Origin of the sequence: Aliiroseovarius sediminis, from assembly GCF_022678485.1 — a bacterium.
GTDB lineage: Bacteria > Pseudomonadota > Alphaproteobacteria > Rhodobacterales > Rhodobacteraceae > Aliiroseovarius > Aliiroseovarius sediminis.
In genome coordinates this window covers 365,795-387,289 of sequence record NZ_JALBYP010000021.1, presented here as the reverse complement: position 1 = coordinate 387,289, position 21,495 = coordinate 365,795, and the positions used below count along the sequence as shown (strand labels likewise).

Below are 21,495 nucleotides of genomic sequence, written 5' to 3'. Positions count from 1 at the left end.
CACTACTCCACGTTCTGAACCTGTTCGCGCATCTGATCTATGACGTGCTTCAGGTCAAGGCCAATGGCGGTCAGGTCTTTGAATTGCGCCTTTGAACACAGGGTGTTGGCCTCGCGATTGAATTCCTGCATCAAAAAACCGAGCTTACGGCCCACCGGGTGATCGGCCGTCAGATGTCCGCGGGCTGCGTCGATATGGGCCTTCAGCCGGTCGATTTCCTCGCGTACGTCTGTCTTGACGGCGATCATGGCGAGTTCTTGCGCAACGCGATCCGCGTCGGCGGCTTCGGTGTTGTCCATCACCCGCGCCAACGCGTCGCGTAGGCCGGCAATCTGTGCGCCTTTGCGGGCGTCCAGCAGCGCCTCGGCGGCGGTGACAAGGCGCGCGACCTCGTCGATTTGGTCGGACAGCACCTGCGTCAGCGCCGCCCCTTCCTGCGCCCGCGAGGCCAGGAATTGGTCGATCAGACCGGGCAATTCGGCCTTGAGCGCCGCCAGCAGCGGGGCGGTGTCCTCGGCCCCCAAGGCGCGCTGTTCCAGCACGCCGCGCATTGCAGCGATTTCAGTGGGTTGGACAGTGGCAACGGGCAATCCGCGGGCTTCAGCCTCGGCGGCGATAGTGGTCAGTTGCCCCAGTGCAAGAACCAATCCCTCGGGGTTGAGCGCCAGCACGCCCGTATCGTCGCGGCGGTTGATTTTCAGGTTGATGGTGACGTTGCCCCGCGCAACCGACGCTTTCAAGATCTTGCGCAGCGTATCTTCAAGACCATCCAGCCAATCGGGCACCCGAATCTTGATATCCAGGCCCCGCGCATTGACCGACCGCAAGTCCCATGACCAGCTATAGTCCCCGTCATCGTTTGACGTGCTGGCGAACCCTGTCATGGAATGAAGCATTTGAATTAACCATTCGCTAAGTTTTTATGCAAATTGCGTCAGGAATGTGGCATATTAAAGGAACGCTAAGGAATTGCTAATTTACGGTTAACAAACGGTCACATTTAGAACAACCTCACTGATTAGCTCTTATTTTATGATATGTCTTTGTGTGTGCGGGGTACGAGAATGAAAATTGAGTATTTGAAAGATGGAAATGTCGTTGCGTTAGACTCTGCGCGGCGCACCCTCAAATTTCCCGCCATCGCGCAGATCGAGGCTTATTGGCACGGCGTACGCAACGGGCGACTGATGCCGGCGCGCAGCGACATTAATCCGCGCGGGATCGGCGATCAGTTACCCCATGCCTTTGTTCTGGAACGGATCGCACCCGGCCATGCCCGCATCCGGCTGGCGGGTCAGCAGATCAATGAAATCCTGTCGATGGAGGTCCGTGGCATGCCCCTGACCGCCTTGTTCGCCCCCGCCGCCCGCGCCGAGATTCAAGAAGCCTTGGAACGCGCCTTCGATATGCCGGCCGAGGTCAATCTGACGCTGAAAAACGAATCCGGACTGTTTCAGAAAAGCCTCAGCGCGCAGATGATCTTATTGCCGTTAAAAGATCACGAGGGCTTGGTGACCCGCATGTTGGGCGCGTTGCAAGTCGATGGCGACCTGACGCGTGGCCCCCATCGTTTCACTATCCAAACTCTTGATGTGCGCCCTTTAATGGTCGACCCGACCCCCGCCCAGATTGCCCACGATGCGGCGCGAAGGCAGAAGCGCGAGATGACCCGCCCCGGTTATTGGGACATTCGTGGCGCCGACCGATCGAAAACGTCAGAGGCGGACAAAGAGGCTTCAAGAACCAGCGTCACCCGCGTCGATATCCGCCCCGCTCGCGCCTCCGAAGGCAAAACCTCAGAGGGCCACATAATGCGCCCCTCGGGTCACGGCGGTGTGCCGGTTCCGGGTCTGGCCGAACTTGCGGCCAGTTTTGACGGCGCGCGCAAGCCGCCGCACGCCGACGCCCAGATGCGCCCCGGTGGGCATCTACGTCTTGTGCCGCAGGATTGACGACGCCCCAACCTCACACACACGACCCACAAGATGCAAAAAACCCCGACCAGAACAGGCCGGGGTTTCTTTTGTCGTCCACCGATGACCCGTGTGTCAGCTCGCCTTGGCGTTTGCCGCACTCTGACTGCGCAGCGCCGACAATTCCTCGGCCACCAAAAAAGCCAGTTCCAGCGATTGGCTGGCGTTCAGGCGCGGATCGCAGGCGGTGTGATAGCGGTCGGACAAATCCTCGTCCGTGACCGCGCGCACCCCGCCAGTGCATTCGGTGACGTCCGCGCCGGTCATCTCGAAATGCACGCCGCCGGGGATCGTGCCTTCGGACTTGTGAACGGCAAAGAACTCCTGCACCTCTTTCAGCACGGAATCAAATGGTCGGGTCTTGTAGCCGGTGGCCGATTTGATCGTGTTGCCGTGCATCGGGTCACAAGACCAGACGACATTCGCGCCTTCTTCCTTTACGGCTTGGATCAGGCGCGGCAGGTGTTCGGACACTTTCCCTGCCCCGAACCGCGCAATCAGCGTCAGGCGGCCCGCATCATTGGTCGGGTTCAGCTTGGCCATCAGCACCTTCAGATCCTCGGCGGTGGTGGTCGGCCCGCATTTCAGGCCGATCGGGTTCACGACACCGCGACAGAATTCGACATGAGCGCCGTCAGGCTGTCGGGTGCGATCGCCGATCCACAGCATATGGCCTGACCCTGCAACGGTCTTGCCGGTGGTTGCGTCCAGACGTGTCAACGCTTCTTCATATTCCAGCAACAGCCCTTCATGCGAAGTGTAGAAATCCACCGTCTGCAAGGTATGAGCCCGGTCGCTGTCCACGCCGGCGGCACGCATGAAATCAAGCGTGTCCTGAATCCGTTCGGCCATCGCACGATATTTTTCGGCTTCGTCCGATTCCGTGAAGCCCAACGTCCAGCCATGCACCTGATGCACATCCGCCAAACCGCCGGTTGAAAACGCGCGCAACAGGTTCAGCGTTGCCGCCGCCTGCGTATAAGCTTGCAACATCTTCTGCGGGTCAGGGAAGCGCGCGGCTTCGGTGAAATCAAGCTCATTGATGATGTCACCGCGGTAGCTGGGAAGTTCCACACCTTCCACGGTTTCCGTAGGGGCCGAACGTGGTTTGGCGAACTGCCCAGCCATTCGGCCAACCTTGATCACCGGCACCTTGGCGCCATAGGTCAGCACCATCGCCATTTGCAGCATAACCTTGAACGTATCGCGGATCGCATCGGCTGAAAAATCCGAGAAGCTTTCAGCGCAATCCCCGCCCTGCAACAAAAAAGCTTCGCCGCGAGATGCGCGGCCAAGTTGTTCACGCAGGCGCATCGCCTCGCCCGCAAAGACCAGCGGGGGATATTTCGCAAGCTGTGCCTCGACCTCGGCCAATTTGGCTGCGTCGGTATAGTCAGGCATCTGCACCCGAGGCTTCTTGCGCCAGGCCGACTTGTCCCAATCCGTCATGTCTTTGCTCCGTGATTGAATAATTCGTTTTGGTTGAGCCCGCCCTGCGGGTTCAGATGCCTCTTCTAGCGCGCCGGGCGCTGGCGTGCAAATATAGTTATACACAGGCGGCAAAGCCGGGTCGGACCTGAACCAAATTACCTGCTCTGCGATGGAAGTTTGGACAGGCGCCGAAGTTTCCCCCTTGTCGCACAGGATTAAACCTGCTGTGGTCGCTGCCAAACTTGTTTGACCCACCTGAGCGAGGTGACTCGGATGCCACAAAAGCCCCTTGCGACCAGCGCCGCACCGCGCCGGTTTGTCTTTGTTTTGGTCGAAGGCTTCACAATGCTCAGCTTTGCGGGTGCGGTCGACGCGTTGCGAATTGCCAATCGCGCGGCCGGACGCAGGGTGTATGAGTGGGTCATCATGGGCGAAGGCGGGCAGACGGCCACCGCATCGTCCGGGCCATCGTTTAACCTGGACAGTGATCTGGACGAGGTGCGCCGCGATGATACGGTCGTCATCTGCTCAGGTGTCAACGTGCAAGCCAATTGTACGCCCAAGCTCTTGAGCTGGCTCAGACGCGAGGCGCGGCGTGGTGCGCAAATTGCCGGGCTGTGTACCGCCGCCTATATTATTGCCAAGGCCGGTCTTCTGAAGGACAAGCGCGCAACCATCCACTGGGAAAATCACGACAGCTTCGCCGAAGAATTCGACGATGTACACCTGACCAAGCGCATTTTCGTTAGCGACGGCGGGGTGATGACGGCGGCGGGCGGCACGTCTTCAATCGACCTGATGCTAAAGATAATCGCAGATGACCACGGCGAGGATATCGCCAATATCGTTGCGGATCAGCAGATCTATACGTCGATCCGCACCGATCGTGACACGCAACGCCTGTCGGTGCCGACAAGGATTGGCGTGCGTCACCCCAAGCTCAGCGACGTGATCCAGAAGATGGAGGCGAATATCGAAGAACCGATCTCGCCCTCGATCCTTGCCGCCGATGTAGGCATGTCTACTCGTCAGTTGGAACGGCTGTTTCGCCGTTATCTGAACCGCTCTCCCAAGCGATATTACATGGAATTGCGCCTGCAAAAGGCGCGCAACCTGCTGATGCAGACGGATATGAGCGTGATCAACGTCGCACTGGCCTGTGGGTTTTCCAGCCCGTCGCATTTTTCGAAATGCTACCGGTCCCATTACGACACCACCCCCTATCGTGAACGCGGTAGTCATGCAGCCAAAGGTGGCGCATGATCTGGCAGGTAATCTGGGATGCTCGGACCTGATTATTGCGTAACCCTTGCGAAATCGGACCTTTTCTTGCCCTGTACGCTGCGTTCGGTCTTTCCTTTTTGAATTGGCTTGCCTAGTGTCAGTGCGGGATATTTTCCAACTGGGAGAGAGAGTATGAAAAAGTTTCTAATGGCCACAGCCGCAACCGCTTTGATGAGCGGTGCCGCCTTCGCTGAGGATGTGAAGATCGGCGTGCTTCTGGGCTTCACCGGCCCGCTTGAATCGCTGGCGCCCCACATTGCGGGTGGTGCCGAACTTGCGGTTCAGGAAGTGAACGATTCCGGTTTGTTCATGGATGGCTCCACCGTATCCGCCGTTCGCGCCGACGCCACCTGCGTTGATGCAGCGGCGGCAACGGCTGCGGCGGAACGCCTGATTACCAGCGATGGCGTCAAGGGCATCGTGGGGGCCATGTGTTCTGGCGCCACCGGTGCAGTTCTGACCAGCGTGTCGCTGCCCAACGGGATCGTGCAAATCTCGCCCTCGGCCACGTCGCCGGGCTTGTCGACGATCGAAGATAACGGCCTGTTCTTCCGTCTGGCCCCTTCAGACGCCCGCCAAGGCGAGTTGATGGCCGACATCATCAAAGGCCGCGGTATTGACGAAGTTGCCGTCACCTATACCAACAACGACTATGGTAAGGGTCTTGCCGACAGCTTCGCCGCCGCATTCGAAGCCGCAGGTGGCACTGTGACCATCAACGCCGCCCACGAGGAAGGCAAAGCGGACTATTCCGCCGAAGTCGGTGCGCTGGCTTCCGCGGGCGGTCAGGCGCTGGTGGTTGCTGGCTATTCCGATCAGGGTGGCTCTGGCATCATCCAAGGGTCGCTGGACACGGGCGCGTTTGACACTTTCGTCCTGCCCGACGGCATGGTGTCGGACGTGTTGACCGAAAAGTTCGGCAGCGATTTGGATGGCAGCTTTGGTCAGCACCCAAGCTCGGCCAATGATGGCGCAGGCAAGCTGGAAGAGATGCTTGCGGCCGTGGATCTTGATGGCACTTCGCCCTATGCCAAGGAAGGTTACGACTCGGCTGCTGTATTGCTCTTGGCGATGCAGGCGGCAGGGTCAACCGACGGTGCGGCCGTCAGCAAGGCGATCTTGGATATCGCAAACGCCCCGGGCGAACCGATTGGTCCGGGCGAATTGGGCAAGGCCCTTGAGATCCTCGCCGGTGGGGGCGAAATCGACTATGTCGGTGGGTCGGATGTCGAACTGATCGGCCCTGGCGAAAGCGGCGGTAGCTATCGCGAAGTCGAAATCGAAGGCGGCGAAATCAAGGCGGTCAAATTCCACTGATCGCGATGATATAGCAAACGAAGCAGCCCGGATTTTTCCGGGCTGTTTCTGTAGGTTGCGCAGCATACCTGAAGTTGCGAGAGGGGATACACATGATCGTCATCGAAGACGTTCACAAGCATTTTGGCGGCTTTCACGCGGTGGATGGTGCCACAATGCGGATCGAGGAACGCTCGATCACCGGGCTGATCGGGCCCAATGGTGCTGGCAAAACCACTTTGTTCAACGTGATCGCCGGGGTGCTGAAACCCACATCAGGCCGGATCACCATGGCGGGCGAAGATATCACGGGCCTGCCCCCGCATGACCTGTTTCACAAAGGTCTTTTGCGCACGTTCCAGATCGCGCATGAGTTCGGCTCGATGACCTGTCGCGAAAATCTGATGATGGTGCCGGGTGGGCAATCTGGCGAAAATCTGTGGGATACATGGTTTGGTCGCAAGCGCATCGCCGACGAAGAACGTGCCCTGCGCGCAAAAGCCGATGAAGTACTGGAATTTCTGACAATTTCCCATATCGCCGACCTGCGCGCTGGCGAAATATCGGGCGGGCAGAAAAAGCTGCTGGAACTGGGCCGCACGATGATGGTCGACGCCAGGATCGTCTTTCTGGACGAGGTCGGCGCCGGCGTGAACCGCACGCTGCTATACACCATCGCCGACGCGATCAAACGCCTGAACGAAGAACGCGGATACACGTTCGTCGTGATCGAACACGACATGGATTTCATCGACCGACTTTGTGACCCGGTGATCTGCATGGCCGAAGGCAAAGTCCTGGCCCAAGGCACGCTGGACGAGATCAAGGCGAACGAGCACGTGATCGAGGCGTATTTGGGCACGGGTCTGAAAAACAAGGACAAGGTGGGCGCATGAGCGGGAACCCCTATCAGAACGAACGCGGTAACAAGGATGCCTCGATCGTCAATCCGAAGGGTCAGGGGACGCTGATCACCTCGACCGGGACCGGCCACCAGATGCACACGGGCGATGCGTTTCTGATCGGCGACAGCATGACCGGCGGTTATGGCAAATCCGGACCCGATATTCTGCATGACTGCACCATCGCCGTGGACAAGGGCGAGATCGCGGTGATTGTCGGCCCCAACGGCGCAGGCAAATCCACCGCCATGAAGGCCGTGTTCGGGATGCTGAACCTGCGGCAAGGCTCGGTTCGGCTGGATGGCGAGGATATCACTGACCTGTCCCCACAAGTGCGGGTGCGCAAGGGGATGGGGTTCGTGCCGCAGACCCAGAACATCTTTACCTCGATGACCGTTCAGGAAAATTTGGAAATGGGCGCCTTCATTCGCGAAGACGACATCTCGCACACCATGGCGCAGGTGTTCGAGCTGTTTCCCATCCTTCATGAAAAACGCAATCAGGCCGCAGGCGAATTGTCGGGCGGTCAGCGGCAACAGGTCGCCGTGGGTCGCGCGCTGATGACCAAGCCCAAAGTGTTGATGCTGGACGAACCCACCGCCGGCGTCAGCCCCATCGTGATGGATGAGTTGTTCGACCGGATCATCGAAGTGGCGCGCACCGGCATTTCGATCCTGATGGTGGAACAGAATGCGCGGCAAGCACTTGAGATCGCTGACAAGGGCTATGTGATGGTGCAAGGTGCCAATGCGCATACCGGCACGGGCAAAGACCTTCTGGCCGATCCCGAAGTCCGCAAATCGTTTCTGGGGGGCTGAGGATGTATCGTATCGCCCTGCCCGCCACCTGTGCCGCGCTGCTGGCCCTGCCCGCCGTGGGGCAGACCTGCACCTTCACCACAGAATGCTACGAATCCGAGCCATGTCAGGACACTAGCTTTTCGCTGACCGCTGAGCTGGACGCCTCGAAACTTGTCACCGATTTCGGCGATCTGACTGTCGTCGGCGTGAAACGAGAAGGCAGCTTGGCCGCGGTCTTTGCTACCGGGGACGGCGCCGAATACCTGTTGTCGCGCAACGGGAACGCAGCGCGCTTCACCGCACATTCCAATGACGGCCCAACGGCGATCACCTATCTGGGTACTTGTGAGGAAGAGTTTTAATGGATTTTCTGAACGCTGTCGTGGCGCTGACCAATTTCGTTCTGATACCCGCCATCGCGTATGGCAGCCAGCTGGCACTGGGCGCGCTGGGGGTCACGCTGATCTACGGGATCCTCAGATTTTCGAACTTCGCGCATGGTGACAGCATGGCGTTCGGCGCGATGGTGACGATCCTTGTGACGTGGTGGTTTCAGTCGATGGGCGTGTCGATTGCGCCGCTGCCCACCGCGCTTCTGGCCCTGCCCTTTGGGATCGTCGGCACCGGACTGATGCTTCTGGCGACGGATCGGGTGGTCTATCGCTTCTATCGTCGGGTGAAAGCCAAACCAATTGTGTTTGTCATGGCCTCGATGGGGGTGATGTTCATCATGAACGGGCTTGTGCGCTTCGTCATCGGGCCGGACGATCAAAGGTTTGCGGATGGTGCGCGGTTCATCATCAGCGCACGCGATTTCAAGGAATGGTCGGGGCTTCGCGAAGGGCTGGCTTTCAAGACCAGTCAGGGGCTGACCATCGTGACCGCCGTGATTGTCGTGGCTGCTCTGTTCTGGTTTCTGAACAAGACGCGCACCGGGAAATCCATGCGCGCCTTTTCCGACAACGAAGATCTGGCGCTTCTGTCGGGTATCAACCCCGAACGGGTGGTTATGATCACGTGGATGATCGTGGCCGGCTTGATCACCATTGCCGGTGTCCTTTATGGTCTGGACAAGACGTTCAAACCTTTCACCTATTTTCAGCTTCTTTTGCCGATCTTCGCCTCTGCTATCGTGGGGGGGCTGGGCAACCCACTGGGCGCCATCGCGGGCGGCTTCGTCATCGCCTTTTCCGAGGTTGGCGTGACCTATGCGTGGAAGAAGGTTGTAACCTATCTGTTGCCGGAAAGTCTGGCGCCATCAAGCCTCGTCCAATTGATGTCCACCGATTATAAATTCGCGGTCAGTTTCGTTATTCTGATTATTGTGTTGTTGTTCAAACCCACGGGTCTTTTCAGGGGGCAATCGGTATGAGCCAGTCCATCCGCACACCGCTCATGTTCGCGCTTGTCGCGCTTTTGTTCATCCTTCAAGGCTCGACCGATTGGTGGATCTTCGCGGGAAGTTGGAATGCGTCCCTGGCGATCCTGAACATGGCGCTGGTCTCGGCGGTCATGGCTTTGGGGGTGAACCTGCAATGGGGCTATGCGGGTCTGTTCAATGTCGGGGTCATGGGGTTTGTCGCCCTTGGTGGCTTGGCCACGGTGCTGGTGTCGATGCCCCCAACCCCCGGCGCTTGGAGCGCGGGGGGCTTCAAGATCATTGCCGGGCTGGTCCTTGGGGCGGCCACGATCGTGCTGATGATCTGGCAATTCAAGCATATGACCAAGGGACGCAGGCGCAACCTGATCATGCTGGCAACCCTGATCGCAGGGTTCTTCCTGTTCCGTTGGATATTTGATGCGGGCGTGGCCGGTGTTGAAGCAGTGAACCCTGCCCAAACCGGCTATCTTGGCGGCTTGAATCCGGGTGGGCAGGACAATTACCGCGCGCATGGCTACATGACCTTGCTGGCTTGGCCTGTTGGTGGGCTGCTCGCGGCGGGGGCTGCGTGGATTGTGGGCAAGACCGCCCTTGGGCTGCGGTCTGATTATCTGGCGATCGCCACGCTTGGCATCGCCGAGATCATCGTTGCTATCATCAAGAACGAAGACTGGATGGCGCGCGGTGTGAAGAATGTGATCGGCTTGCCGCGCCCTGTACCATACGAGGTCGATTTGCAGCGCAGCGCCGACTTCGTGGCCAAGGCGGACGCGTTGGGCATGAACGTAACAACGGCCTCGACCATCGCGGTCAAGCTGTCCTATTCGGTCCTGTTTACTGTCGTGCTGATCGTCTTGATTGTTTTGGCGCAGCTATCGCTGCATTCGCCTTGGGGCCGTATGATGCGCGCCATTCGCGACAACGAGGTTGCAGCCCAGGCGATGGGCAAGAACGTGACCGGGCGGCATTTGCAGATTTTCATCCTCGGCTCGGCGTTGTGTGGATTGGCGGGCGCGATGATGACAACGCTGGACGGGCAACTGACGCCAGGCACCTATCAACCCTTGCGCTATACCTTCCTGATCTGGGTAATGGTGATCGTCGGCGGGTCGGGCAACAATCTGGGCGCGGTGCTCGGCGGTTTCCTGATCTGGTTTCTGTGGATTCAGGTCGAGCCCATTGGCTATTGGGCGATGACGCTTGTGACGTCAGGCTTGGCGGACGGCTCTGCCCTGAAAACGCATCTGCTGGACTCGGCGGCGCATATGCGGTTGTTCTCGATGGGGGTGATCTTGCTTCTGGTGTTGCGCTTTAGCCCACGCGGCCTGATCCCCGAGAAATAGTCGTCATGGACCCTGCCCCCAACCTAGCGGTGCTTGTGATGGCGGCCGGGCAATCGCGGCGCATGGGGCGCGACAAGCTGCTTCTGCCCGCGCGCGACGGACGGCCCTTGCTGGAACACCGCATCAGGGCCGCGCAGCGCACCGGGCACCGCGTGTTCGTGGCCCTGCCCCCTGACGCCCAAGAACGGCAGCAAGTGGTCTATAACCTGGATGCAACGCCGCTGATATGTACGGATGCGGCGCTTGGCCTGGGCCACAGCCTGTCACAAGCCACCGGGCAGTTGCCCAAGGGGGTCGCAGGCGTGCTGATCGTGTTAGGCGATATGCCGGCCCTAACAGGTGACGATCTGGTGGCGGTTTGCACTAGGTTTGATCCAAAGCGCATTCTGCGCGGTGCAGGTGGCGACGCACCCGGCCATCCGGTGTTGATCCCTGCGCGCTTTTTGAACAGGCTAAAGTCTTTGTCCGGCGATCAAGGGGCCTTGCACGCGCTTAAAGACGCGCCCACCGGTCTGGTGCCCCTTTCCGGCGATCACGCCTGTTTCGATGTGGATACGCCTGACGATTGGAAGATGTGGCTGGACCGAACCTGAACTTTGACCCCGCGGGATCAGCCGATCAACATCTGTGCCTCACGTTCATCCAGAACCGGGCGCGTGTGCATATAAGATGCAAGCCCTTGCCGACTTGCCAGCCGTGGCATCCGCTGGATGATCTCGTGTGCGGTTGCAAGATCCTCGGCGCGAATCCGGTCCATGTCGGGACGCAGGCTTTCGACCCAGTCATCACCGCATTTCACCATCTCGTGGGTATCGAATAACAAATGCACGAATACTGGGTTGACGTGCGCATCGGACCTGAACATTCCGCCGGTGCCCAGATATTTGGCAGGACACAAGACCTCAGCCGTGCCAAAAAGCAATTCGGCCCGTTGGTGACGGATCAGAACCAGGTGATCAGGCGCCAACAGCGTCGTGCACTCGCCCCCATCGGCGGTAAGCCTGCGCATCGGCAGTCCTGTGTCGTCATGTGGTCGCGACGTGCCAACCCATCGCAAGGGCGCGAAACCACCGCCCGCGATCTTGACTTGGTCACCGATCTGCAAATTCCGCGCAGCCACCTGCCCGCGCAACGTCTCAACCCGCGTGTTGGCCGACAGGCCGGACGACGCGATGCCTCGGCGCGAATGACGCCCCCGCATCGGATCGTAGGTTGGTGACGTTGTTGTGAAATCCACCCACTGAGGCGGGAGTGTTTCGTGTACTCGTATGTCGCGTAAACTCAACGCAATTACCCCTTAATGTACTGCCGGATCCAAGCCGGATCCGATTACTTTCACACATTGGAATACTATCATTTTTCGACAAAAATATGAAGATTATCTCGATAAATCAGTAGGTTTACACGCTTTTGGGGAATAATTCACGTCGCCCGCCATAATCCTGCCACAACATTCCATCTATGATGGCAAGTTGACGCTACGTCGCGTGTAATTTATCGGCGCCAACCTGCGATTTGATTCGCTGGCCGTGGTTTGAGAGCTATAAGTTGTTCAACGCGCTCAGAAAATCGTCCAGCAAAGTCCCGGTCGGCTCGCATCCGATCGATAGCCGCACGAACCCGTCAGGCACCGCATCCCCCCCACCGCGCACGCCGCTCGGCCGAGCTGTGAACACCGCCAAAAGACGTGGCGGGACGCAGCAGGCGACAGTTAGCGATAAACCGCTCAGCCTGGTCCTTGTCAGGCAAAGTCAGGCCGATCAGAAAGCCGAATGTCGACATCTGCCGTCGCGCTAGATCATGGGCGGAATCACTTGGCAGACCAGGATAGCGTATGTTTATGACCGCCGGATGGTCGATCAAGGCAGCCGCCAGAATTCCCGCGCTATGACACATCCGGGCGAAGCGAAGCTCCAACGTTTCTAGCCCGCGATGCAGAAGCCACGCGGCATTTGGCGCGGCGACAGCGCCCGAGATTGTCCGCCAGTCAAGGACCGCGCGGTGCAATGCCTCGTCCCGTGTCGCCACATGACCCATCAGAAGGTCCGAATGCCCACCGGGTGCCTTCGTGTCTGATGCCACGATCATATCCGCACCCAGATCCAGCGGGCGCTGGCCGAACGGGGTCATCGTCGTGTTATCGACGATCGTCTTTCCGCCTCTGCGGCGCACATCGCGCGCAATGGCGGCGATGTCGCACAGCTCCAAACCAGGGTTCGAAGGGCTTTCGATGAACACCACGTCGATCCCGTCAAAGCCCCCTTCGGCAAAATGACAGGTCGGGCGCTGGATCACCGTGACACCCAGCCCGGCCAGAAACCGGTCTGCCAACAGGCGCGTCACGTAATAGCCGTCCGACGGGATCAATAGCGTTTGCCCCGCCCTGAGCGTTGCAAACAGCGCCGCCGAGATCGCGGCCATCCCGGATGGAAAACACAGGCACGGCGCGTCCTCAAGCACCGACAGGCTGCATTCCAGGGCCTCGCAGGTCGGGTTGTTCGTCCGGCCATAGCTGGCCGCGCCATCGGGGTCGCCCGGCAGGTGAAACATCGAACTTGACACCAGCGGCAGCGCAATCGGGTCGCCCTTGGCCAGCCCCTGCGCCCTGTGGTGCAGAAGATCGGCGGCCCTTTTGTCTGCGTCTTTGTCCGGCATGGTCGCCCCCCGTCTGACACTTCCACAGGCCCCGCGCATCGCTGGGGCGGCAGGGATATCTGTAACTGAAATCGGAGTGGTGCCCAAGGAGAGACTCGAACTCTCACGCCCGTGAAGGCGGGGGATTTTGAATCCCCTGCGTCTACCATTCCGCCACTTGGGCACTGGGTTGGGATTACCCAAGCCCCACGGCAAGGTCAACGCGTTTTTGCCCAGTTCCGGCGATTTTGCGTGATCTAGAACATGATCGCGACCAGCCATAAGGTGATGCCCGGAAATGCGACCAGAACAACCACCCGGATCAGGTCCGACAGCACAAAGGGTGCCACGCCGCGATAGGTCGCCTGCATGGGAATATCACGCGCCATGGCGTTGATGATGAATAGGTTCATGCCCACCGGCGGCGTGATCAACCCGACCTCGACCACGATCAGGGCAAGAATGCCGAACCAGATACCGGTCTGTTCGGGGGTCAGGCCGAAATCCAGCACATTGATGATCGGATAGAAGATCGGGATGGTCAGCAGGATCATCGACAGGCTGTCCATGATGCAGCCGAAGATCAAATAGGTGACCAGCATCACCGACAGCACGGCCAGAGGCGCAAACCCCTGCCCCACCACCCAATCGGCCAGCATCTGCGGGGCTTGGGTGAAGGCCAGGAACGAGTTGAAGATCTGTGCGCCCAGCAGGATGAAGAAGATCATCGCCGTGGATTGGGCAGTCGACAGGATACTGTCCAGAAAGCCCCTCCAAGTCAGTCCTCCGGTCATGGCGCCATAAAGCCCGGTGGCAACGGCCCCCACCGCCGCGCCCTCGGTCGGGGTGAACAGGGCTTGCACACCCGCCTTCGTCCAGTTCCAATCCGCCGCGATCCCGCCAATGACAAGGCCGAAGATCACCACCACGGGCCAGATCGACAGGAGCGTCTTGAACCGGTGCGCGTAAGGCACGCGGTCCGCAGTCGTCGCGCTGTCTGGCTTGATACGCACCATGATGGCCACGGTCAGCATGTAACCCAGCGCGGCCAATATGCCGGGGATCAGGGCGGCGATGAACATTTTCACGATGTTCTGTTCGGTCAGGATCGCATAGATCACCAGGATCACCGAAGGCGGGATCAGGATGCCGAGCGTCCCACCAGCGGCCAGAACCCCGGTGGACAACGCGTCGGAATAACCGCGCTTGCGCATTTCAGGCAACGCCACCTGTCCCATCGTCGAGGCCGTCGCCAACGACGATCCACACACCGCGCCGAACCCTGCGCAGGCCCCCACGGCGGCCATCGCCACCCCGCCCTTGCGGTGGCCCAACCAATCGCTTGCGGCCTCGAACAGCGCGCTGGACATGCCGGATTTGGTGGCAAACTGCCCCATCAGCAGAAACAGCGGCACGATGGATAAGGAATAACTGGAGAACGTGTCGTAAGACAGCGTCTTGAGCTGGCTCAGCGTGACCGAGGGACGACCCATCAGATACCAGATGCCGAAAAAGCCGGTCATGCCCATGGCAAGCCCGATGGGCAGCCGCAGGAAGATCGCCAGAAGCATCAGCCCGAAGGCAAGGATCGCCAGTTCGATGCCGGTCATGCCGGTTGCTCCTTGCCGTCAATGACCCAGCCCAGTGACCGCCACACGGTAAAAAGCGCCACCACGAAGAACAGCGCAGCACCAATGACGCACAGGCCAAAGGGAATCCACAGCGGGATTTCCAGCTCATAGGTGCTTTCGGCAAAGAAGGGCTTTGCCCCCATGCCAAGCCAGTCGCGCATCGCGTCTGACCCAAAGGGGAACTTCTCGCCAAAGCCCAACCAAAGGCGCCACAGGATGACAAATGCCGCGCAGGTCAGAAGCAGATCACCGATCAGCCCAAGCACCGCCTGAACCCGGTCGGGCAATGTCGATATGAAGATATCCACCGTTACATGCCCGCGCCGCAACTGGCACCACGGCAGAAAGCCGAACACCGCCACCGCGCAGCCCATTTCGACGATCTCGTAATCGCCCCTGATCGGCCCCAACCCGGCGCCGGTCAACGCGCGGCCAGTGATGGACAGAACCGTGGTTAACGCGATGCCCATGAGGATCAGACCACCGCCATAGGCAGTCCAGCGGCTAAGATGTTCGATGATGCGGCCCACACGCGCCTGTGCCGGTCTTGCCACTCTTTGACCCTCTGCCGTAGTCCCTGCCCTGCACCTGATACCGCGCCGCGCGCCGTCTGTCAGGATTTCGCGACAGGCTTTAGCGTGTTCGGGGATGGTTGTCGCGGCAATATTTTGGAACCAGCGTCACAATTGACGCGCCGAGAACGTATCGCAGCTTCGCATATCTCCGCTTTCGTAGCCGCGTAGGAACCAATCTTGCCGCTGGGCAGATGTGCCATGGGTGAAAGTGTGCGGCATCGGCACGCGGCCCGCGTTGCGCTGCAACGTATCGTCACCGATCTGGCGGGCGGCGTTCATGGCCTCGGCAATGTCGCCTCGCTCCAACGTGCCGAACCGGGCCTGTGCTTCGCGCGCCCAAATGCCGGAATAGCAATCCGCCTGAAGCTCGATCCGTACAGAAATGTCGTTGCTTTCCGCCTCGCTGACTTGCGCGCGGATCGCATTGGCCTGCCCCAGAACACCCAACTCGTTCTGGACATGGTGCGCGACCTCATGCGCCACAACGTATGCCGCGGCGAAATCTCCGCTGGCGCCCAACTGCCGTGCCATCGTGGTGAAGAACGCAGTGTCCAGATAGACCTTGCGATCCCCGGGGCAGTAAAACGGCCCCGTCGCGCCCGAGGCCCCGCCACAAGGGCTTTGCGTCACGCCCTTGTAAAGGACCAGCGTCACGGGGTCATAGACCTCGCCCACTTGGTTGCGGAAAAGCTCGGCCCAGACCTCTTCCGTGTCGGCAAGGGTCACGGATACAAATTCGGCCTCTTGCTCGTCCGCTTGCGTGATCTCGCCGCCGCCCTCGCCGCCCAGCCCGCCGCCGCCTTGCAGCAAGGGCGTCACGTCCACCCCAAGGAAGTACCCGATCACCACCACCGCCAACAGGCCAACGCCCCCCAACTGCGCCTTGCCCCCGCCCATCCGTCGGCGGTCTTCGATGTTGCGGCTTCCTCGGCGGCCTTTCCATTTCATCAGGCGGCTCCTTGTTATGGGTCGGCGGTCTTGTCCCGACGGTGACGATGAACGATCGCTCCAGTTTACCGGCCCTTCACCCTGTATCAAGCGATGTTTGCGCCTCCCTCTCTTGACCTTGACCACCGGGCGTGGTTCGTGAGCGCAAAATAAAACAAGGCACGCAGATGATCAGGCGACTTTACGATTGGACTATGGGGTTGGCCAATACCCGACATGCGCTGTGGGCGCTGGCGGTCGTGTCCTTTCTGGAAAGCTCGGTCTTTCCGATTCCGCCGGATGTGCTGATGATCCCGATGATCATCGCGCGCCCGTCGCGGGCCTTCGTCATCGCGACGGTGGCGCTGGTGGCATCGGTGATTGGCGGGGCGTTCGGCTATTTCATCGGCTGGGGGCTTTATGAAAGCGTCGGTCAGCCGGTGCTGGAGTTTTACGGCAAAACGGATGAGTTCGGCCATTTCTCGGACACCTACAACCAGTGGGGCGCATGGGCTGTGCTGATCGCGGGGGTCACGCCCTTCCCCTATAAGGTCATCACGATCCTGTCGGGTTCGACGGGGCTGCATTTCGGCGTGTTCATGGTGGCAAGTGTCATCGCGCGCGGGCTTCGGTTCTTCATCGTAGCAGCGCTGTTGTGGAAATTCGGCGCACCAATCCGCGACTTTATCGAACGTCGTCTGGGCCTGATGTTCACATTGTTCGTCGTGATCTTGCTCGGCGGCTTCTATCTGGTGAAATACCTATGAGCTTTCTTGATCGTTTTACATCAAACCAACTGATCGCCTTCGCTGCGGTGTCCTCGGCCCTGATGCTGGGCGGGGCCTTCGGGTTTCAGGCGCTGGGATATGCGCCATGCGAGATGTGCCTGTGGCAACGCTGGCCGCACGCCGCAGCCGTCGTGATCGGCACGGCGGCGTTGGGCACGGGAAAAAAGGCGCTGGCTTGGCTGGGCGCGCTGGCCGCCGCAACGACCTCCGCGCTGGGCTTTTACCATTCGGGGGTCGAGCGGAAACTGTGGGAAGGCCCCACCTCGTGTTCCGGCGGCGGCGTCGCAGACTTGTCAGTTGATGACCTGTTGTCGCAAATCAACGAGGCCCCCCTGATCCGCTGCGACGAAATCCCGTGGGAGTTTCTGGGCGTCACCATGGCGAACCTGAACGCGGTGGGGTCGTTGGGCCTGGCGGTGATCTGGCTTATCGCGGCGACCCGCAAGACCTGATCAGTCCTGCTTGCCCCTGAGCAACTGGCGCAGGATGCCGTGGAAAATTTGCACGTCCGCGCGGGTCATCGGCATACGGCTCCACATATTCCTGAGCGCGGTTTTCATCACCGGCGCCTTGGTGGGGGGGAAGAAGAACCCGGCCTCGTCAAGACGGGTCTCATAGTGCTGCGCCAGCTTTTCGACCTCGATCGCCTGTGCGCGCTCGGACCCGGCCCATTCCATCACCTCATGCGCGACATCGCCGGTCTGAAGCCGCCATTCATAGGCCGTCAGCAACACGCATTGCGCAAGGTTCAGCGACGCAAATTCCCTGTTCACAGGGACCGAGATGATGGCGTTGGCCAGCGCGACCTCGTCATTTTCAAGCCCGGTGCGTTCCGGGCCGAACAAGACCGCGACCTTCTTGCCTGCCGCTTGCATGGCGCGCGCTTCGATCATCGCGCGTTCAGGGCTGAGGATTGGTTTCGCCAAGTCGCGCGACCGAGCGGTGGTCGCATAGACATAGTCACAATCTCCAACCCCTTCGGCCAGCGTAGCGTAAACCCCGGCTGCGTCCAGAACGCGCCCGGCGCCCGAGGCCATGGCGACCGCCGACGGGTTCGGCCAACCGTCGCGGGGCGCAATGATCCGCATCCGCCCCAGCCCGAAGTTCAACATCGCCCGTGCCGCCGCCCCGATGTTTTCGCCCATCTGCGGGCGCACCAGCACGATTTCGGGCTCCGGCCCCTGTTCTTGTGTCAACTGATCTGCCACCGCGGATCCTTCCATTTGATTGCGCGCGTGATACGCTGGCATTCGGCCCAGAGCAAGCGCGCGTGGTGCGCATGTCTGAATCACTTGCATTGACGCAAGAGCCGTCTATGAAGCTGCAAGCACCAGACGAAAAGGACCGCAAGATGGCCGAGACCGACATGGAATTTCCCCAGCTATATCTGGTGACACCGCCCGAGTTTGAACTGTCGCGCTTCCCCGACCAGTTGGCCCGCGTGCTGGATGCCCATGACACCGCCTGCCTGCGTCTGTCGCTTGCCACCTCAGACGAGGACCGGATCATGCGCGCCGCAGATGCCTGCCGCGAGGTGGCGCACGCCCGAGATGTGCCGCTGGTGATCACCGACCACGCGCTGATGGTGGAACGTCTGGGGCTGGACGGTGTGCATCTGGGCGACGGTGCGCGCCGGGTGCGCAAGACCCGTGACGATCTGGGGGCCGATGCCATCGTGGGGGCGTTCTGCAACGCCTCGCGCCATGACGGCATGACGGCAGGCGAAATGGGCGCGGATTACGTCAGCTTCGGCCCCGCGGGCACCTCCACCCTTGGCGACGGCACCCGCGCCGAAGCCGACCTGTTCGACTGGTGGTCGAAGATGATCGAGGTGCCGGTGGTTGCCGAAGGCGCGCTGGACGAAGACATCATCCGCACCCTGACCCCGTTCACCGACTTCTTCGCCATCGGGGAAGAGATCTGGAACAGCGACGACCCCACGGCCCGGCTGTCCCACCTGCTGGCGGCGATGACGGGCTAACGCGCCTCGACATTCAGATCGCCCAACCCCGCACGCACCGTGGTTTCGCAATAGCGCGCCAGATCTTTGCGGTCTGCGAAGTCTGCTACTTTGACCGGGGGATGGTAAATCACCTCGACCCGCCCCTGCCGCCGCGCGGCCAGCGTCTGCATCATATGCGGTGCGAAGACCATATCCCCCCACCAGCCGTAAAAGCGCGGATCGGCGCCATCGGGCGCGATGTAGCGCACCGTCACCGGCTGCACCCACATGAAATCGCGCAGAACAGGTGTAAATAATGCGGCAAAGAGTGTTGATTTAAATGGTAAAACCCGCCGCGAGTCGCTTGAGGTCCCTTCGGGAAAGAACAGCAGCTTGTGGCCCGCGGCCAGCCGGTCGCGAAACACCTCGACCTGCCGGGTCGCCTCGCGACGGTCGCGGTTGATGAACACCGTGCCGGTGGCGCGCGCCAGCCAACCGATGCCGGGCCAGTTCGCGACCTCGGACTTCGACACGAAATAGACCCGCTTCTTCGCATTCAGCGTGAAGATATCCAGCCAGCCCGCGTGATTTGCCACAACCGCCCCTTTTTCGCGCATCGGCGTGCCCATCGCCTTGAACGGGATGCCCATGATCACGAAGGCCGAACGACAGACGAACTGGGTGATATGCGGTGTCAGCGGGCGTTTGATGCCGCAGATGGGGCGTTCGACCAACCGAACCAGCAGCAGGACCACTAGCCCGCCAAAGATCAGACAGGCCAGCGGCAGCCCGCGCGCGACAATGCGGGGCCAGTCGGAGGCCGCGGGGCGGAAGGCGGGCGGTTCAACCTCGCCATGCCACAGGGCGCTCATGTGCGGGGCGTCCGGGTATAGATTGTGCGGTGCTTCGCGCTCATCTGTTCGGTGTCCAGCACAAGGCACACATCGGTCGTGTTGAAGTCATGATCGACAAAGGCGCCCTCGCCCACGAAGCCGCCCAATCGCAGATAGGCCTTGATCAACGACGGCACCGCGCGCATCGCGGCGGGCCGTTCGATCTGGTCCTCGGCCAGAAGGTTCATGGTCTGAAAATGTGCGGGTCGCGCCTTCACGCGCAGATGATCGGGGGCCAGATGCCGGTGATGCAGCAGCGACAGAGACGCCTTCAGCGGCGCGATATCCGTGCCGTGAAACGAGGCGACACCAAACAGCACCTCAATCTGATGTTGCGCCACATAGTCGGCCAGCCCGCCCCACAGCACCATCATGGCCCCACCGCCGCGATAGTCGGGGTGCAGGCAGGACCTGCCCAGCTCCAGCAGTTTCCGGCCCGAGGCCTTGAGGACGCTCAGATCATATTCATCTTCCGAATAGAACCGGTTCACCCCGCCGGGGCCGTCCGACAGGCAGTCGCCGCGCAACAGGCGATACACACCGACCGCGGGCATGTCCGGGCGCGCCCGGTCAAACAGGATCAAATGGTCGAAGAAAGGGTCGAACGCGTCCCGTTCAAGGCGCGCATCGTGGTCCACCAGCGCGCCGTCGCTTCCAAGTTCGCTGACGAACACGTCATACCGCAGGTGCTGCGCCGCGATCAGGTCGGCCTCGTCTCGGGCCAGGCGAAGGACAAAATCGGGCTGGGGCATCGTCTTTAACGTTTTGCTAACCTTGTTGGGCTTTTATGCAGATGGGTCTGTGTTTGCAATCGCATCGGCTGCCCGTTAGAGTAGAATATAAAAGCCGAAACGCGACCTTACGTTGCTTGCGAGGGATCAAAAACCGGTATGAGGTCAATCACGTCAGACATAATCACCCGCTTACCCGCATGTTCGAAATTCACGGTGACCTTGCCGCCGATGTTGGATTGCACCTGCCCCAGCCCCCAATCGGGCTGCCCAGGATGACGCACCAACATGCCCGGTTCCAGTAACGCACCCATGTTCATGCTTCACTCTCTTTCCCTGTTCTACAGACCAAGGCACGCCCCATGACACACCAGCCCGCCGACCTGACCGCCCTGATCGGATCACGCATCTGCCATGACCTTATCAGCCCTTTGGGCGCCATCGGCAATGGGGTCGAGCTTTTGCAGATGTCGGGCCAGCCCGACAGCCCTGAAATGGCGCTGATTGCCGAAAGCATCGCCAATGCGAACCTGCGCATCCGGTTCTTCCGTGTGGCCTTCGGCGCGGCAGCCGACGGTCAGATGATCGCTGGTGCTGAAATCGCTTCCCTTCTGTCCCCCGGTACCGACAACCGCAAGGTCGAGGTCGCGTGGCAACCTGCGGGCGATCAGCCCCGCGGCGCGGTGAAGCTGGCATTCCTGCTGCTGCAATGCTTTGAAACGGCGATGCCGTGGGGCGGGCATGTGCAGGTCCGCCGCGATGGCGAACATTGGCAAATCCGGGGCGAGGCCGAGAAGCTGAAGATCGACCCGGCGCTGTGGGCGCTTCTGTCAGACCCCCAAGCAGGCCATGACGTGCCGCCTGCTCAGGTCCATTTCGCCTTGATCGCGCCCGAGCTTGCCCGACAGGGGCGCGAGATTGGCGTGACCATCGCCGAGCGGTCGATCAGTGTGGAGTTCTGAGG

Annotated in this window: 24 protein-coding genes and 1 tRNA gene; 13 read left to right on the top strand and 12 right to left on the bottom strand. The window is 60.4% G+C overall.

Going from position 1 to position 21,495, the window contains the following annotated elements; translation table 11 throughout:
• Positions 1-2 precede the first annotated feature (2 nt).
• Complete coding sequence (locus MN186_RS04290; protein WP_242112472.1) at positions 3-884, bottom strand: YicC/YloC family endoribonuclease; 882 nt, start codon at positions 882-884, stop codon at positions 3-5.
• A 180-nt stretch (positions 885-1,064) separates the two neighbouring features.
• On the opposite strand from MN186_RS04290, the gene MN186_RS04285 reads away from it, so the two are divergent.
• Positions 1,065-1,952, top strand: a complete 888-nt coding sequence (locus MN186_RS04285) for a PAS domain-containing protein (protein ID WP_242112471.1) — start codon at positions 1,065-1,067, stop codon at positions 1,950-1,952.
• Positions 1,953-2,048: 96 nt separating this feature from the next.
• On the opposite strand, the gene MN186_RS04280 is transcribed toward MN186_RS04285, so the two are convergent.
• Positions 2,049-3,422, bottom strand: a complete 1,374-nt coding sequence (locus MN186_RS04280) for a class II 3-deoxy-7-phosphoheptulonate synthase (RefSeq protein ID WP_242112469.1) — start codon at positions 3,420-3,422, stop codon at positions 2,049-2,051.
• A gap of 255 nt (positions 3,423-3,677) precedes the next feature.
• Here MN186_RS04280 and MN186_RS04275 point away from each other — a divergent pair, with 255 nt between their 5' ends.
• The 8 genes from MN186_RS04275 (at position 3,678) to MN186_RS04240 (ending at position 11,003) form a co-directional block, all read left to right on the top strand.
• Positions 3,678-4,667: a GlxA family transcriptional regulator gene (locus MN186_RS04275; RefSeq protein WP_242112467.1), complete on the top strand. Its 990-nt coding sequence runs from the start codon at positions 3,678-3,680 to the stop codon at positions 4,665-4,667.
• 153 nt (positions 4,668-4,820) lie between these two features.
• The gene (locus tag MN186_RS04270; protein ID WP_242112465.1) at positions 4,821-6,005 is read left to right on the top strand and encodes an ABC transporter substrate-binding protein; all 1,185 of its coding nucleotides are present in this window, start codon (positions 4,821-4,823) and stop codon (positions 6,003-6,005) included.
• A 92-nt stretch (positions 6,006-6,097) separates the two neighbouring features.
• Entirely contained in the window at positions 6,098-6,880 is a 783-nt protein-coding gene (locus MN186_RS04265) for an ABC transporter ATP-binding protein (RefSeq protein ID WP_242112455.1), read from the top strand.
• Positions 6,877-7,704, top strand: coding sequence for an ABC transporter ATP-binding protein (locus tag MN186_RS04260; RefSeq protein ID WP_242112453.1), 828 nt, complete (start codon positions 6,877-6,879; stop codon positions 7,702-7,704). The genes MN186_RS04265 and MN186_RS04260 overlap by 4 nt, the downstream gene beginning before the upstream one ends.
• A gap of 2 nt (positions 7,705-7,706) precedes the next feature.
• On the top strand, positions 7,707-8,048 hold the full coding sequence (locus MN186_RS04255) for a hypothetical protein (RefSeq protein WP_242112448.1): 342 nt from the start codon (positions 7,707-7,709) through the stop codon (positions 8,046-8,048).
• Positions 8,048-9,058, top strand: a complete 1,011-nt coding sequence (locus tag MN186_RS04250) for a branched-chain amino acid ABC transporter permease (RefSeq protein WP_242112444.1) — start codon at positions 8,048-8,050, stop codon at positions 9,056-9,058. Before MN186_RS04255 ends, MN186_RS04250 begins: the two co-directional genes overlap by 1 nt.
• Positions 9,055-10,410 (top strand): branched-chain amino acid ABC transporter permease, encoded by a 1,356-nt coding sequence (locus MN186_RS04245; RefSeq protein ID WP_242112437.1) that lies wholly within the window; start codon positions 9,055-9,057, stop codon positions 10,408-10,410. The genes MN186_RS04250 and MN186_RS04245 overlap by 4 nt, the downstream gene beginning before the upstream one ends.
• 5 nt (positions 10,411-10,415) lie before the next feature.
• Positions 10,416-11,003, top strand: coding sequence for a nucleotidyltransferase family protein (locus MN186_RS04240; RefSeq protein WP_242112435.1), 588 nt, complete (start codon positions 10,416-10,418; stop codon positions 11,001-11,003).
• Between the two features lie 17 nt (positions 11,004-11,020).
• Here the strand turns inward: MN186_RS04240 and MN186_RS04235 are convergent, their stop codons facing one another.
• From MN186_RS04235 to ypfJ, 6 genes are all read right to left on the bottom strand, one after another.
• The gene (locus MN186_RS04235) at positions 11,021-11,611 is read right to left on the bottom strand and encodes a Hint domain-containing protein (RefSeq protein WP_242112424.1); all 591 of its coding nucleotides are present in this window, start codon (positions 11,609-11,611) and stop codon (positions 11,021-11,023) included.
• A 422-nt stretch (positions 11,612-12,033) separates the two neighbouring features.
• Positions 12,034-13,065, bottom strand: a complete 1,032-nt coding sequence (locus MN186_RS04230) for a cystathionine gamma-lyase (RefSeq protein WP_338024981.1) — start codon at positions 13,063-13,065, stop codon at positions 12,034-12,036.
• Between the two features lie 77 nt (positions 13,066-13,142).
• Positions 13,143-13,228, bottom strand: a tRNA-Leu gene (locus MN186_RS04225).
• A 73-nt stretch (positions 13,229-13,301) separates the two neighbouring features.
• Complete coding sequence (locus MN186_RS04220) at positions 13,302-14,654, bottom strand: TRAP transporter large permease (protein ID WP_242112418.1); 1,353 nt, start codon at positions 14,652-14,654, stop codon at positions 13,302-13,304.
• Entirely contained in the window at positions 14,651-15,229 is a 579-nt protein-coding gene (locus MN186_RS04215) for a TRAP transporter small permease (protein ID WP_242112412.1), read from the bottom strand. Before MN186_RS04215 ends, MN186_RS04220 begins: the two co-directional genes overlap by 4 nt.
• Positions 15,230-15,355: 126 nt before the next feature.
• Positions 15,356-16,198, bottom strand: coding sequence for a KPN_02809 family neutral zinc metallopeptidase (ypfJ, locus tag MN186_RS04210; RefSeq protein WP_242112397.1), 843 nt, complete (start codon positions 16,196-16,198; stop codon positions 15,356-15,358).
• Positions 16,199-16,365: 167 nt separating this feature from the next.
• On the opposite strand from ypfJ, the gene MN186_RS04205 reads away from it, so the two are divergent.
• Both MN186_RS04205 and MN186_RS04200 read left to right on the top strand, forming a co-directional pair.
• Entirely contained in the window at positions 16,366-16,944 is a 579-nt protein-coding gene (locus MN186_RS04205) for a YqaA family protein (RefSeq protein WP_242112375.1), read from the top strand.
• Positions 16,941-17,417 (top strand): disulfide bond formation protein B, encoded by a 477-nt coding sequence (locus MN186_RS04200; protein ID WP_242112364.1) that lies wholly within the window; start codon positions 16,941-16,943, stop codon positions 17,415-17,417. The genes MN186_RS04205 and MN186_RS04200 overlap by 4 nt, the downstream gene beginning before the upstream one ends.
• On the opposite strand, the gene MN186_RS04195 is transcribed toward MN186_RS04200, so the two are convergent.
• The gene (locus tag MN186_RS04195; protein ID WP_242112358.1) at positions 17,418-18,188 is read right to left on the bottom strand and encodes an RNA methyltransferase; all 771 of its coding nucleotides are present in this window, start codon (positions 18,186-18,188) and stop codon (positions 17,418-17,420) included. It lies immediately after the preceding gene.
• 128 nt (positions 18,189-18,316) lie between these two features.
• On the opposite strand from MN186_RS04195, the gene MN186_RS04190 reads away from it, so the two are divergent.
• Positions 18,317-18,946, top strand: coding sequence for a thiamine phosphate synthase (locus MN186_RS04190; RefSeq protein WP_242112747.1), 630 nt, complete (start codon positions 18,317-18,319; stop codon positions 18,944-18,946).
• On the opposite strand, the gene olsA is transcribed toward MN186_RS04190, so the two are convergent.
• The 3 genes from olsA to MN186_RS04175 form a co-directional block, all read right to left on the bottom strand.
• Positions 18,943-19,779, bottom strand: a complete 837-nt coding sequence (gene olsA, locus MN186_RS04185) for a lyso-ornithine lipid O-acyltransferase (RefSeq protein ID WP_242112351.1) — start codon at positions 19,777-19,779, stop codon at positions 18,943-18,945. The two genes, MN186_RS04190 and olsA, sit on opposite strands and share 4 nt — an antisense overlap.
• Positions 19,776-20,552, bottom strand: coding sequence for an L-ornithine N(alpha)-acyltransferase (olsB, locus tag MN186_RS04180; protein WP_242112341.1), 777 nt, complete (start codon positions 20,550-20,552; stop codon positions 19,776-19,778). Before olsB ends, olsA begins: the two co-directional genes overlap by 4 nt.
• Positions 20,553-20,659: 107 nt before the next feature.
• Positions 20,660-20,845, bottom strand: coding sequence for a DUF3553 domain-containing protein (locus MN186_RS04175; RefSeq protein ID WP_420838900.1), 186 nt, complete (start codon positions 20,843-20,845; stop codon positions 20,660-20,662).
• A 48-nt stretch (positions 20,846-20,893) separates the two neighbouring features.
• On the opposite strand from MN186_RS04175, the gene MN186_RS04170 reads away from it, so the two are divergent.
• Positions 20,894-21,493 (top strand): histidine phosphotransferase family protein, encoded by a 600-nt coding sequence (locus tag MN186_RS04170; RefSeq protein WP_242112326.1) that lies wholly within the window; start codon positions 20,894-20,896, stop codon positions 21,491-21,493.
• Positions 21,494-21,495 lie beyond the last annotated feature (2 nt).